Genomic DNA, 12,869 nt, shown 5'->3' with positions numbered 1-12,869 from the left:
CTCCGTGGTGAGCGGGTGCTTGGTGTTCGACCCCGTTCCGACCGCCGTGACCGCGCGCGTCAGCTCGGTCGCGTACGGCGTGGAGGCCGCCACCTTGCGCTGCGCCTTGACGACGCGCGAGGCGGCGATCATCTCCATCGCCTTGGTGATCTTCTTGGTCGCGGTGACGGATCGGATGCGACGCTTGTAGACCCGGAGCTGGGCTCCCATGAGTCAGGTCCCTTCCTTACGTCACTTGGCGGCAGCGGCAGGAGTGTCCTCGCCGAGCAGCTTGCCGTCCGAGGTCTCGAACTGCTTCTTGAACTCGGCGATCGCGTCGGCCACGGCCGTCAGCGTGTCGTCGGACATCTTGCCGCCCTCGCGGATGGAGGTCATGAGGCCCTGCTCCTTGCGGTGCAGGTACTCCAGCAGCTCCTTCTCGAAGCGGCGGATGTCGGCGACCGGCACGTCGTCCATCTTGCCGGTGGTACCGGCCCACACGGAGACGACCTGGTCCTCGGTGGACATCGGCTGGTACTGGTCCTGCTTCAGCAGCTCGACCATGCGCTGACCGCGCTCCAGCTGCGACTTCGACGCGGCGTCCAGGTCGGAACCGAAGGCGGCGAACGCCTCCAGCTCACGGAACTGGGCGAGGTCCACGCGGAGGCGGCCGGAGACCTGCTTCATCGCCTTGTGCTGCGCGGAACCACCGACTCGGGAGACGGAGATACCGACGTTCAGCGCGGGGCGCTGACCGGCGTTGAACAGGTCCGACTCCAGGAAGCACTGGCCGTCGGTGATGGAGATGACGTTGGTCGGGATGAACGCCGAGACGTCGTTGGCCTTGGTCTCGACGATCGGCAGACCGGTCATCGAACCGGCACCCATGTCGTCGGAGAGCTTGGCGCAGCGCTCCAGCAGGCGGGAGTGCAGGTAGAAGACGTCACCCGGGTAGGCCTCACGGCCCGGCGGGCGGCGCAGCAGCAGGGACACGGCGCGGTAGGCGTCGGCCTGCTTCGAGAGGTCGTCGAAGATGATGAGGACGTGCTTGCCCTCGTACATCCACTGCTGGCCGATGGCCGAGCCGGTGTACGGCGCCAGGTACTTGAAGCCGGCCGGGTCGGACGCCGGGGCGGCGACGATGGTCGTGTACTCCAGGGCGCCGTTCTCCTCCAGCGCGCGGCGCACGCCGGCGATGGTGGAGCCCTTCTGGCCGATGGCGACGTAGATGCAGCGGACCTGCTTCTTCGGGTCGCCAGAGCGCCAGTTGTCGCGCTGGTTGATGATCGTGTCGACGGCCAGGGCGGTCTTGCCGGTCTGGCGGTCACCGATGATCAGCTGACGCTGGCCACGGCCGATCGGGGTCATCGCGTCGACGGCCTTGTAGCCGGTCTCCATCGGCTCGTGCACCGACTTGCGCTGCATGACCGTGGGGGCCTGCAGCTCGAGGGCGCGGCGGCCGGACGTCTCGATCTCGCCGAGGCCGTCGATCGGGTTGCCGAGCGGGTCGACGACACGGCCGAGGTAGCCCTCGCCGACCGCGACGGAGAGGACCTCACCGGTGCGCGTGACCGGCTGTCCCTCCTCGATGCCGCTGAACTCGCCCAGGACGACCGCACCGATCTCGCGCTCTTCCAGGTTCAGCGCGAGACCGAGGGAGCCATCCTCGAACTTCAGCAGCTCGTTCGCCATGGCCGAGGGCAGACCCTCGATCTTGGCGATACCGTCGCCGGCGACGGTGACCGTACCGACCTCCTCGCGCGAGGCCGCGTCCGGCTTGTACGACTGGACGAAGGTCTCCAGTGCGTCCCGGATCTCCTCCGGCCGGATCGTGAGCTCCGCCATCTGGGTTCCCTGCTCTCCTTGTTGGGCCCGAAGTTTCACTTTGGGGGGATGGGGACTCCCCCCAACAGGAGGTGAATCCTCTGCACGGCCCAACCAGGGCCGTAAGTACGTACTGCTTTTCTCGGAATATCGAGTTGCTGTGGGCTAGCTCGCCATGCGGCGGGCGGCCTCGTCCAGCCGGTCCGCGAGGGAGCCGTTGATGACCTCGTCACCGACCTGCACCCGGATGCCGCCGACGACCGCGGGGTCGACGTCGAGGTTCAGGTGCATCCGACGCCCGTAGAGCTTGGTCAGGGCGGCGCCGAGGCGCTGCTTCTGCCCGTCGCTCAGCGGCACCGCCGAGGTGACGACGGCGACCATGCGGTTCCGGCGATCGGCGGCGAGCTTGGACAGGGACTCCAGTCCCGACTCCAGGCTACGTCCACGCGGAGCGGTGACCAGACGCGTCACCAGACGCTCGGTGGCCGGCTTGGCCCGCCCGCCGAGGAGCCGGTGCAGCAGCTCGGTCTTGGCCGAGGTGCCGGCGGCACGGTCGGTGAGCGCGGCGCGCAGCTCGGTGCTGGAGGCGACGATCCGGCCGAACCGGAACAGCTCGTCCTCGACGTCGTCGAGGGTGCCGGTCTTCTCCGCGGCCGTGAGGTCGGCGGTGTCCGCCAGCTCCTCCAGCGCGTCCACCAGGTCGCGGGACTGCGACCAGCGGGACCGGGCCAGTCCGGACACCAGGTCGGCGGTGGCACCGCTGACCTGGCCGCCGATCAGGCGCTGGACCAGCTGCGCCTTCGCCTCCCCGGACTGCGCCGGGTCGGTGAGGACCCGGCGCAGGCCGGCCTCGCGGTCGAGCAGCGCGGTGACGGCCGCCAGCTCGCCGGCGAGCTGCGCGGCGTCCACGGACGTGGAGTCCGTCAGCGCGTCGAGACGCTCACGTGCGGCAGCCACTGCCTCGCGGCTCGCTCCGTGCACACCCGTCATCGGGTCGCCTCGGCCTTCTCCTCGAGCTCGTCGAGGAAGCGGTCGATCACACGGCTCTGGCGGGCGTGGTCCTCGAGGGACTCGCCGACGAGCTTGCCGGCCAGGTCGGTGGCGAGCTTGCCGACGTCCTGACGCAGCGCGGACGCGGCGGCCTTGCGGTCGGCGTCGATCTGGGCGTGACCGGCGGCGACGATCTCCTCGCGCTGCCGCTGGCCCTCGGCCCGCATCTCGGCGATGAGCGCGGCACCCTGCTCCTGCGCCTCCTGGCGCAGGCGCGCGGCCTCGTGCCGGGCCTCGGCGAGCTGAGCCTTGTACTGCTCAAGGACGCTCTGGGCCTCGACCTTCATGGCGTCGGCCTCTTCGATGCCGCCTTCGATCGCCGCGCGACGCTCCTCCAGAACCTTGTTGATGTTCGGAAGCAGCTTCTTCCAGAAGAAGAAGAACACGATGGCGAAGGCGATGGTGCCGATGAGCAGCTCGGGACCGGCCGGGAGGAGCGGGTTCTGCTCCGTCTCCTCGGCCGCCAGCTGTGCCAGGTTGGCGATCACATCAGTGCCTTTCGTCGAAACGTGTCGGTGGAGGGGTGATTACCGACCGAACACGAACGGCATAACGATGCCGATGAGGGCGAGCGCCTCACAGAAGGCGAAGCCGAGGATCTGGTTGGCGCGGATCAGACCGGCGGCCTCGGGCTGACGGGCCAGGGCCTGGGTGCCGTTACCGAAGATGATGCCGACGCCGATGCCGGGGCCGATGGCCGCGAGGCCGTAGCCGATGGAACCGAGGGAGCCGTGAACGCCGGTTTCAGCAGCAAGGGTCTGGAGAGCGGACATGCCGGTTCTTCCTTCTCTTTCATGGACCGGTGGGGGTTGGCCACCGGACGACTGGGGGTTTTGGGGCGGTGGTACGACTCAGTGGTGCTCGGCGAGAGCGCCCTGAATGTAGGAGCAGGCGAGGAGTACGAAGACGTACGCCTGGACGGCCTGCACGAAGAGCTCGAAGAGGATCATGGCGATCGTCATCACGAAGGAGACGCCGGCGCCCACGACCAGCCAGCTGTTCAGCAGGTACCAGGAGGCGACGGTGAACATCACCAGCATCAGGTGGCCGGCGAACATGTTGGCGAACAGTCGCACCGCGTGCGTGAACGGGCGGACCAGCAGGTTCGAGAAGAACTCGATGACCATGACGAGCGGCAGCACGGCGCCGAGCGACTTGTCGTAGCCCGTGACGTTCTTGAAGAAGCCGACGAAGCCGTGCTTCTTGAAGGTGAGCGCCACCCAGGTGATGTAGACGATCGCGGCTAGCACCATCGGGAAGGCGATCACCGAGGCCACCGGGAACTGGGCCAGCGGGATCACGGACCAGATGTTCATGATCCAGATGAAGAAGAACAGCGAGACCATGAACGGGACGTACTTCTCGCCCTCGCGCTTGCCCAGCGTCTCGTACACGATGCCGCGGCGCACGAAGTCGTAGCCGGCCTCGCCGACCATCTGGAGCTTGCCCGGCACGACCTTGGCCTTGCCGAACGCGGCCCAGAAGAAGGCGATCACGAGCACGGTGGTGACGAGCGCGAGCAGCATCACCTTGTTGAACTCGAAGCCCCCGACCGTGGCGAGCGGCTTGAACAGGAAGGACTGCAGGCCCGGGGCCGGGAAGCCACACCCGTTGTCGGACATGATCCGACAACTCCAGTCAAAGGCGAGCTGGGTCTGGTCAGCACTCACCGCGGGCTCCTTCGGCGTGACGCATAGGTACGGCAACCTCGTTGTGTCGGCGCGGCACACGGCCGCGGATCGGCACCGGACTGGTGTTACGGATGTGGGGGCGGCTGGGGGGCATCGAGCCTCGCGATCGAGCAGGCGTCAGCTCAGATGCCCGCGCCCGCGATGCCGCAGTTGGCACCGGACGATAGCAGGAGATCTCACAAGCCTTTATCCCGCCCCTACGCCTCACGGCTTCGGTCCCGTCTTCTCGGCCTTCTCGCTCTTCGCGGAGTCCGGGTCGACATAGAAGATCTTGGCCTTCATGTGCGCGCGTGCCTGCGCGGCCATCCACACGACCGTGGCGACGACGAGCGACAGCGCGAACGTCTTCGCGTCGAAGAGGGAAGTGTCCTTGAACACGGCGACGAAGATCAGGAGGAGCAGCAGCTGCGCCATGTAGAGCATCAGCCCCATGGCCTGGAACAGTTGCGGGAGCGATTTTGCCGTCCACTGCAGCACCAGCAGTCCGGCTCCCATGAACACGACGGCCAGCGCCGTGCCGACAGCCGCGCCGAGCGCGCCCTTGCCCCCCGCGACCGCGGCGCTCACGGCGACGGCGATCACGCCTGCGGCCGCTGTGGGCACAGCGATCCGCAGTAGGTTCCGGGCGTCATTGGACGGCATGGCGGCAACTCCGCTTTCACAGGGGGCAGGTGTCGTCATGGACGAGCGTAGTCCCGGGCTGAGTGATCGAGACCTCACACCAGTGGACCGTCGCACTCAGGTCCTTCGGTTCTATCCGGGGTTCTCGTGAACCGTATCACAAACTATTTGATGAGGTCTTTACCTGGTGGGTGTGCTTGCTGTCACACATGAGAGTGACAGTGCCCGTCTGTGCAAAAACCGCGCCCAGTTGTCTGGTATTGGGGGTCTTTGCTCCCCCACGAGTTGGCAATGCTCTAGTCAGATTCTTACCTTGCCGTCAACGGCGATCGGGGAATCGTGACCTGGCGCCGATCGCGGTCGCCCCGTTGACGCCCGAGACGCCCGCCGCGACCGGGGACCGCTCCTCGCCGTCCCGGTCCGCGCCGTCCCGCTCGCCGTCCGCGGCCTCCGCCCGCGCGGCGGTGACGGCCTCCGGGGCCGGGCGCCGCCTGCGGTAGCGCGGGGGCACAAACCGCTGGGCCCAGCGCGGCACCCGCGGGGTGAAGCGCGGGAGCAGCAGCAGGACCAGGCCGACCGCGCTCAGGAAGACCACGCCCAGCACGATCCACATGGACGCCGAGTTGACGGAGTACGCCAGCGCCCCGAAGCCGATCAGCGCCGACCAGAAGTACATGATCAGCACGGCCCGGCTGTGCGAGTGGCCGATCTCCAGCAGACGGTGGTGCAGGTGCCCGCGGTCGGCGGCGAACGGCGACTGGCCGCGCCAGGTGCGGCGCACGATCGCCAGGACCAGGTCGGCGGCCGGCACCGCGATGATCGTCAGCGGCAGCAGCAGCGGGATGTAGACCGGGACCGTCTGGTGGACCGCCGCCTTCTCCGAACCGGTGAACAGGGCGAGGGCGTCCGGGTCCACCTGGCCGGTGATGGAGATCGCGCCGGCCGCCAGCACCAGGCCGATCAGCATCGAACCGGAGTCGCCCATGAAGATCCGCGCCGGGTGCATGTTGTGCGGCAGGAAGCCCAGGCACATGCCCATCAGGATCGCCGCGAACAGCGTGGCGGGCGCGGCCGCCTCGATGCCGTAGGACACCCACACGCGGTAGGCGTACAGGAAGAACGCGGCCGCGGCGATGCAGACCATGCCGGCCGCGAGGCCGTCCAGGCCGTCCACGAAGTTCACCGCGTTGATGGTGATGACCACCAGGGCGACCGTCAGCAGGGTGCCCTGCCACTGGGTGAGGGCGACGTTGCCGACGCCCGGGATCGGCAGCCACAGGATCGTCAGACCCTGCATGACCATCACGCCCGCGGCGATCATCTGGCCGCCCAGCTTGATCAGCGCGTCGATCTCGAACTTGTCGTCCAGGACGCCGATCAGCCAGATCAGGGCGGCCCCGGAGAGCAGCGCCCGCGGCTCGTTCGACTTCGCGAAGACCTCGTTCAGGTTGGTCAGGTGGTCCGCGACCAGCAGGCCCGCGCACAGCCCGAAGAACATGGCGATACCGCCGAGCCGCGGGGTGGGTTCCCGGTGCACGTCACGGGCCCTGATCTCCGGCATCGCCCCGGCCACGATCGCGAACTTCCGTACCGGCCCCGTCAGCAGGTACGTCACCGCGGCCGTGATGCAGAGCGTCAGCAGGTATTCACGCACGGGCTTCCCCACAGGTCTCGCTGGCCATCACAGCCTCACACCCTAGCGACGGACGCATATGGATGAGGACTTCCGGGTAGCGACGATGGTTGCACGCCCGGCCGCGCACCCGGACCGGCCACCCCGGCTCAGTCGGGATACGGGGGAAACCTCCCGGTCAGCGCGCGGACCTCCTCGCGCGCCGCGGCCGGCTCCGTCTCCCCGCGCAGCACGGCGGCGAGCAGCGCCGCGATCCGCACCATCTCCGGCTCGCCCATGCCCTGGGTGGTCACCGCCGCCGTCCCCAGACGCAGGCCGCGGCCGTCGCCGTGCGGCAGCGCGCAACAGTCCAGCACCAGGCCGGCCGCGAGGAGCCGGCCGCGGGCGCCGCGGCCGTCGACGCCGAGCGGGGCCGGGTCCGCGGTGATCAGGTGGGTGTCGGTGCCCCCGGTGGTCACCGCCAGCCCCTCCGCCGCCAGGTGACCGGCGAGCACCCGGGCGTTGGCGACCACCTGACGGGCGTACGCGGCGAACGCCGGTGTCGCCGCCTCGCCGAACGCGACGGCCTTCGCGGCGATGGTGTGCATCTGGGCCCCGCCCTGGGTGAAGGGGAACACCGCCCGGTCGACGCGCTCGGCCAGCTCGGCCCCGCACAGGATCATCCCGCCGCGCGGACCGCGCAGCACCTTGTGGGTGGTCGCGCACACGACGTCCGCGTACGGCACCGGGTTGGGTGCCACGCCCCCGGCGACCAGCCCGATCGGGTGCGCCGCGTCCGCGATCAGATAGGCCCCGACCTCGTCGGCGACCTCGCGGAAGAAGGCGTAGTCGATGTGGCGGGGGTAGGCGATGGAGCCGCACACGATCGCCTTGGGCCGGTGATTGCGGGCCAGGTGGCGCACCTGGTCGTGGTCGACCAGCCCGCTCTCGGCGTCGACGCCGTAGCCGACGAAGTCGAACCAGCGGCCGGAGAAGTTCGCCGGCGAGCCGTGCGTGAGGTGGCCGCCGTGGGGCAGGCCGAGGGCGAGGACGGTGTCGCCGGGGCGCAGCAGGGCCGCGTAGGCGGCCAGGACGGCCGAGGAGCCGGAGTGGGACTGCACATTGGCGTGCTCGGCGCCGAACAGGGCCTTGGCCCGGTCGATCGCGGCGCGTTCGGCGACGTCGACGATCTCGCAGCCGCCGTGGTGCCGGGCGCCGGGGTAGCCCTCGGCGTACTTGTTGGCGAACGGCGAGCCGAGGGCGGCGAGCACGGCCGGCGAGCAGAAGTTCTCGGCGGCGATCAGCTGCAGGGTGGTCGACTGCCGGTCCCGTTCCGCCAGGAGCAGCTCGGCCATCGCCGGGTCCTGGTGCCGCAGGACGTCGGTGACGAGGGTAGGGGTGACCGACATGGCGGGCTCCCGGGCGGTCGACGGTGACGTATCCCCAATGTAGGCCCGGGCCGCGGCGCACGCGCGGCCGTCCCGTCCGCCGGGGTCCGGCCCCGTCCGCGTCAGGTGCGCGCCGGCACGCCCGTCAGCGCCGTCACCACCGGGTCCAGCGCATCCCTTATCTCGTCGCCGATCGAGCGGAAGAAGGTCAGCGGGGCGCCGTACGGGTCGTAGACCTCGTCCGCCTCGGCGTTCGGCGCGAGCAGCCAGCCGCGCAGGGCCGCCGCCGCGCGCACCAGCGCCCGGGCCCGCATGACCAGGCCGTCCTCCAGCGGCGGCAGGGTGGCCGGGTCTATCGCCCGGACCAGCCGGGTGAACTCCTTCAGCGTGAAGGTGCGCAGACCCGCCGAATGGCCCATGGAAATGACCTGAGCGCGGTGGTCACGGGTGGCGGTCAGCACCAGGTCGGCCATGATCACGTGCTCGTCCAGCAGCTCCCGGCCGACGAACCCGGAGGCGTCCGCGCCGAACTCGGCGAGCACGGTCTCCGCGTGGGACTCCATGGGCGCGCCCTCGTGGCCCCACGTGCCGGCGCTCTCCACGACCAGGCCGCCGCCGAGCACGCCGAGCCGCTCCGTGACGAAGTGGCGGGTCAGCCGCTCGGTGATGGGCGAGCGGCACACGTTGCCGGTGCTGACGTGGAGGATGCGGAAGGTGTCGCGGGGGAACCCGAACGTCGTCGTCTCCTCCGCGCCGTAGCCCGCGCCGCCTATGCCACGCCCCGCTTCAGGGGCCGTCAATTCGCCACCTCGAGGTCGGGTACGACCTTGCGCAGCTCCTCCGCGGAGAGCGCGCCGGCGCGCAGCAGCACCGGCACCTCGCGCGAGACGTCCACGATGGACGACGGCACGCTGGCCGGGGTGGGGCCGCCGTCGAGGTAGACGGAGACGGAGTCGCCGAGCATCTGCTGGGCGGCGTCGCAGTCCTCCGACGCCGGGTGGCCGGTGAGGTTCGCCGAGGAGACGGCCATCGGGCCGACCTCGGTGAGCAGTTCGATGGCGACGGGGTGCAGCGGCATGCGCACGGCGACCGTGCCCCGGGTGTCGCCGAGGTCCCACTGCAGGGACGGCTGGTGCTTGGCGACGATCGTCAGGGCGCCCGGCCAGAACGCGTCGACCAGTTCCCAGGCCGGCTCGGAGAAGTCCGTGACCAGGCCGTGCAGGGTGTTCGGGGAGCCGATGAGGACGGGGGTGGGCATGGCGCGGCCCCGGCCCTTGGCGGCCAGCAGGTCGGCGACGGCCTCGGAGGAGAACGCGTCGGCGCCGATGCCGTAGACCGTGTCGGTCGGCAGCACCACCAGCTCGCCCCGGCGGACGGCGGACGCGGCCTCGCGCAGACCCGTCACGCGGTCGGTCGCGTCGTTGGTGTCGTATCGCCGTGCCATGTCTAGCTGGCCTCCTCGTACACGTGCTGCGGGGTGGAAGTCTGCGGGGTGCTCACGGCAGCGCCTTGCGCGCGGTGGCGAAGCGGGGGCGGTTGTTGAGGTCCGGGTGGTCGGCCGCGTCGGCCCAGCCCCGCTCCTCGGTGAAGATCCACGGGACCTGGCCGCCCTGGGTGTCGGCGTGCTCGATGACGACGACGCCGCCGGGGCGCAGCAGCCGGTGCGCGGTGCGCTCGATGCCGCGGATCAGGTCGAGTCCGTCCTCGCCGGAGAAGAGCGCCATCTCCGGGTCGTAGTCGCGGGCCTCGGGGGCGACGTACTCCCATTCGGTGAGCGGGATGTACGGCGGGTTGGAGATGACCAGGTCGACCTGGCCGTCCAGGTCCGGGAAGGCGGTCAGCGCATCGCCCTGACGCAGGTCGACACGGGAGCCGGCGACGTTCTTGCGGGTCCACACCAGGGCGTCCTCCGACAGCTCCACGGCGTGCACGCGCGAGCGCGGGACCTCCTGGGCGAGGGCGAGCGCGATCGCGCCGGAGCCGGTGCACAGGTCGACGATGCACGGCTCGACCACGTCCATGGCGCGCACGGCGTCTATGGCCCAGCCGACCACCGACTCGGTCTCCGGCCGGGGCACGAACACCCCGGGGCCGACCTGCAGTTCCAGGTACCGGAAGTAGGCCCGCCCGGTGATGTGCTGCAGCGGCTCGCGCTGCTCACGCCGGGCGATGACCTCCCAGTACCGGGCGTCGAAGTCGGCGTCCTTCACGGAGTGCAGTGCGCCCCGCTTCACGCCGTGCACGAACGCGGCCAGCTCCTCCGCGTCGGTGCGCGGCGAGGGCACACCGGCGTCGGCCAGCCGCTGGGTGGCCTGGGCCACCTCCGCGAGCAGCAGGTTCACGCGAGTCCTCCGTGTCGTGCTGGTGCGTACGGGGTGTTACGCGGCGGCGAGCTTGGCCGCCGAGTCCGCGTCGACGCAGGCCTGGATGACCGCATCGAGGTCGCCGTCCAGGACCTGGTCCAGGTTGTACGCCTTGAAGCCGACGCGGTGGTCGGAGATGCGGTTCTCCGGGAAGTTGTAGGTGCGGATCTTCTCGGAGCGGTCCACGGTGCGGACCTGGCTGCGGCGGGCGTCCGCGGCCTCCCGCTCCGCCTCCTCCTGCGCGATCGCCAGCAGCCGGGAGCGCAGGATGCGCAGCGCCTGCTCCTTGTTCTGCAGCTGGCTCTTCTCGTTCTGGCAGGAGGCCACGACCCCGGTCGGGAGGTGCGTGATGCGCACCGCGGAGTCGGTGGTGTTGACGGACTGGCCGCCCGGGCCGGAGGACCGGTAGACGTCGATGCGCAGGTCGTTCGGGTTGATCTCGACGTCGACCTCCTCCGCCTCCGGCGTGACCAGCACACCGGCCGCGGAGGTGTGGATACGGCCCTGGGACTCGGTGGCCGGGACGCGCTGCACCCGGTGCACCCCGCCCTCGTACTTCAGCCGGGCCCACACGCCCTGGCCGGGCTCGGTGGCGCCCTGGCCGCCCTTGGTCTTCACCGCGACCTGGACGTCCTTGTAGCCGCCCAGCTCGGACTCGGTGGCGTCGATGATCTCGGTCTTCCAGCCGACGCGCTCGGCGTACCGCAGGTACATGCGCAGCAGGTCACCGGCGAACAGCGCCGACTCGTCGCCGCCCGCGCCCGCCTTGATCTCCAGGATGACGTCCTTGTCGTCGCTGGGGTCGCGCGGCACGAGCAGCAGGCGCAGCTTCTCGGTCAGCTCCTCGCGCTGCTTCTCCAGCTCCTTGACCTCGGCCACGAAGTCGGGGTCGTCGGCGGCGAACTCGCGCGCCGTCTCGATGTCGTCGCCGGTCTGCTTCCAGGAGCGGTACGTGGCGACGATCGGGGTCAGCTCGGCGTAGCGCTTGTTCAGCTTGCGCGCGTTCGCCTGGTCGGCGTGGACCGACGGGTCGGCGAGCTTCTTCTCGAGATCGGCGTGCTCGGCGACGAGTTCCTCGACGGCCTCGAACATCTTGGGCTCCTGTAATGCGGTGAGGGGGAAGGGCGGGCGACCAAAAACGCCGGTCCCGGGCACACCCCCGCGGGGGCGTGACCGTGGACCGGCGAAATGGGGCTCGCTACTTCTTGGAGCCGGCGGCAGCCTTGCCGAAGCGGGCCTCGAAGCGGGCCACACGGCCACCGGTGTCGAGGATCTTCTGCTTGCCCGTGTAGAACGGGTGGCACTCGGAGCAGACCTCGGCCCGGATGGCACCGGACTGGATGGTGCTGCGAGTGGTGAACGATGCACCGCAGGTGCAGCTGACCTGCGTCTCGACGTACTCGGGGTGGATGTCGCGCTTCAAGGTGTCTCCTAGGTTTCGGGAGGGCGCCGGGTCGCCGCCGCGGGATGCGGGAGCGTGAACCGGAGCCGACGTACCAGTCTGCCAGGACTGGGGCCATCCTCCCAAACCGGGGGTGCGGCTGTTCTATTCCGGCTCGGCTGGCGGGGCCCGGCTCGGGTGGCGGGAACCGGCTCGGGTGGACGGGTCCGGCCGTCGAGTGGACGGGGGCCGGCTCGGGTGGACGGGTCCGGCCGTCGGGCGGACGGGTCCGGCCGTCGGGTGGACGGGGGCCGGCTCGGGTGGAGGGGTGCGGCCGTCGGGTGGACGGGTCCGGCCGTCGGATGGACGGGTCCGGCCGTCGGGTGGACGGGTCCGGCCGTCGGATGGACGGGTCGGCCGTCGGATGGACGGGTCGGCCGTCGGATGGACGGAGTCCGGCTCGGGTGGGCGGGTCCGGCCGTCGGGCGGACGGGTCCGGCCGTCGGATGGACGGGTCGGCCGTCGGATGGGCGGGGTCCGGCTGTCGGGTGGACGGAGTCCGGCTCGGGTGGGCGGAGTCCGGCTGTCGGGTGGACGGAGTCCGGCTCAGGTGGGCGGGTCCGGCCGTCGGGTGGACGGGTCCGGCCGTCGGGTGGACGGGGGCCGCCCACGCGTCCTAGCCGGCGCTCACCACGCCCTTGGCCTCGCCGGTGGCCGTTCCCTTCGTGGCCGAGGCCGGGATCGGCTCGTCGTTCTTCAGGGCGTTCCAGACCTGCTGCGCCTTGCTCTCGGCCAGCAGGACACGGTTGGGGTTGGCCGGGTCGTACCGGACGGGCATCGTGACCATCTTCATGCGGGACGAGCTGATGCCCTTCAGACCGTCGGCGAAGTCGATCAGGGAGTTGACCGAGCCGAGGTCGGAGTCGGTCGTGACGGCCTTGGTGGCGGTGTCGGCGAGGT

14 protein-coding genes and 1 pseudogene are annotated in these 12,869 nt (G+C 70.3%); all 15 read right to left on the bottom strand.

Translation table 11 applies throughout. The annotated features are described in order from the left end of the window. Nucleotides 1–210, bottom strand: a 210-nt coding sequence (locus IE312_RS39995) for a F0F1 ATP synthase subunit gamma (RefSeq protein ID WP_229899724.1), incomplete at its 3' end; no start/stop codon positions are given. A gap of 21 nt (nucleotides 211–231) precedes the next feature. Next, complete coding sequence (gene atpA / locus IE312_RS14445) at nucleotides 232–1,824, bottom strand: F0F1 ATP synthase subunit alpha (RefSeq protein WP_189981766.1); 1,593 nt, start codon at nucleotides 1,822–1,824, stop codon at nucleotides 232–234. A 144-nt stretch (nucleotides 1,825–1,968) separates the two neighbouring features. After that, nucleotides 1,969–2,784 (bottom strand): F0F1 ATP synthase subunit delta, encoded by an 816-nt coding sequence (locus tag IE312_RS14440; RefSeq protein WP_189981848.1) that lies wholly within the window; start codon nucleotides 2,782–2,784, stop codon nucleotides 1,969–1,971. Between the two features lie 5 nt (nucleotides 2,785–2,789). Next, entirely contained in the window at nucleotides 2,790–3,341 is a 552-nt protein-coding gene (locus tag IE312_RS14435) for a F0F1 ATP synthase subunit B (protein WP_189981763.1), read from the bottom strand. A 39-nt stretch (nucleotides 3,342–3,380) separates the two neighbouring features. Then, on the bottom strand, nucleotides 3,381–3,626 hold the full coding sequence (gene atpE, locus IE312_RS14430; RefSeq protein WP_189981761.1) for an ATP synthase F0 subunit C: 246 nt from the start codon (nucleotides 3,624–3,626) through the stop codon (nucleotides 3,381–3,383). 78 nt (nucleotides 3,627–3,704) lie between these two features. Continuing rightward, nucleotides 3,705–4,523 (bottom strand): F0F1 ATP synthase subunit A, encoded by an 819-nt coding sequence (atpB, locus tag IE312_RS14425; RefSeq protein ID WP_479731884.1) that lies wholly within the window; start codon nucleotides 4,521–4,523, stop codon nucleotides 3,705–3,707. Nucleotides 4,524–4,748: 225 nt separating this feature from the next. Beyond that, nucleotides 4,749–5,186 carry a Cg1360 family ATP-synthase-associated protein gene (locus IE312_RS14420; RefSeq protein WP_189981844.1) on the bottom strand — a complete coding sequence of 146 codons (438 nt, stop codon included), beginning with the start codon at nucleotides 5,184–5,186 and terminating at the stop codon, nucleotides 4,749–4,751. A gap of 298 nt (nucleotides 5,187–5,484) precedes the next feature. Next, complete coding sequence (locus IE312_RS14415; RefSeq protein ID WP_189981759.1) at nucleotides 5,485–6,819, bottom strand: MraY family glycosyltransferase; 1,335 nt, start codon at nucleotides 6,817–6,819, stop codon at nucleotides 5,485–5,487. Nucleotides 6,820–6,947: 128 nt separating this feature from the next. Then, nucleotides 6,948–8,186, bottom strand: a complete 1,239-nt coding sequence (glyA, locus tag IE312_RS14410) for a serine hydroxymethyltransferase (RefSeq protein ID WP_189981757.1) — start codon at nucleotides 8,184–8,186, stop codon at nucleotides 6,948–6,950. 101 nt (nucleotides 8,187–8,287) lie between these two features. Then, on the bottom strand, nucleotides 8,288–8,965 hold the full coding sequence (locus IE312_RS14405; RefSeq protein ID WP_189981755.1) for an arsenate reductase/protein-tyrosine-phosphatase family protein: 678 nt from the start codon (nucleotides 8,963–8,965) through the stop codon (nucleotides 8,288–8,290). Next, complete coding sequence (locus IE312_RS14400) at nucleotides 8,962–9,609, bottom strand: L-threonylcarbamoyladenylate synthase (RefSeq protein ID WP_189981753.1); 648 nt, start codon at nucleotides 9,607–9,609, stop codon at nucleotides 8,962–8,964. Before IE312_RS14400 ends, IE312_RS14405 begins: the two co-directional genes overlap by 4 nt. Before the next feature lie 52 nt (nucleotides 9,610–9,661). Then, a complete protein-coding gene (prmC, locus tag IE312_RS14395; protein ID WP_189981751.1) occupies nucleotides 9,662–10,507 on the bottom strand; it encodes a peptide chain release factor N(5)-glutamine methyltransferase in 846 nt (281 codons plus the stop codon). Between the two features lie 36 nt (nucleotides 10,508–10,543). Then, nucleotides 10,544–11,620: a peptide chain release factor 1 gene (gene prfA / locus IE312_RS14390; protein WP_189981748.1), complete on the bottom strand. Its 1,077-nt coding sequence runs from the start codon at nucleotides 11,618–11,620 to the stop codon at nucleotides 10,544–10,546. Nucleotides 11,621–11,726: 106 nt separating this feature from the next. Then, the gene (gene rpmE / locus IE312_RS14385; protein ID WP_189981746.1) at nucleotides 11,727–11,951 is read right to left on the bottom strand and encodes a 50S ribosomal protein L31; all 225 of its coding nucleotides are present in this window, start codon (nucleotides 11,949–11,951) and stop codon (nucleotides 11,727–11,729) included. Between the two features lie 634 nt (nucleotides 11,952–12,585). Next, a pseudogene (locus IE312_RS39990) lies at nucleotides 12,586–12,869 on the bottom strand (LCP family protein); the annotation flags it as partial.

The organism is Streptomyces capoamus (assembly GCF_014654935.1).
GTDB classification, from domain to species: Bacteria; Actinomycetota; Actinomycetes; order Streptomycetales; family Streptomycetaceae; genus Streptomyces; species Streptomyces capoamus.
Note: the sequence above shows the minus strand (reverse complement) of the source record. Positions and strands in the feature narration are given on the sequence as shown.

Bases quoted from the DNA above. Each gene is read 5' to 3' on its own strand.
- prfA (WP_189981748.1), bottom strand. From the start codon at position 11,620: ATGTTCGAGGCCGTCGAGGAACTCGTCGCCGAGCACGCCGATCTCGAG.
- IE312_RS14420 (WP_189981844.1), bottom strand. From the start codon at position 5,186: ATGCCGTCCAATGACGCCCGGAACCTACTGCGGATCGCTGTGCCCACA.
- atpE (WP_189981761.1), bottom strand. From the start codon at position 3,626: ATGTCCGCTCTCCAGACCCTTGCTGCTGAAACCGGCGTTCACGGCTCC.
- glyA (WP_189981757.1), bottom strand. From the start codon at position 8,186: ATGTCGGTCACCCCTACCCTCGTCACCGACGTCCTGCGGCACCAGGAC.
- IE312_RS14400 (WP_189981753.1), bottom strand. From the start codon at position 9,609: ATGGCACGGCGATACGACACCAACGACGCGACCGACCGCGTGACGGGT.
- atpA (WP_189981766.1), bottom strand. From the start codon at position 1,824: ATGGCGGAGCTCACGATCCGGCCGGAGGAGATCCGGGACGCACTGGAG.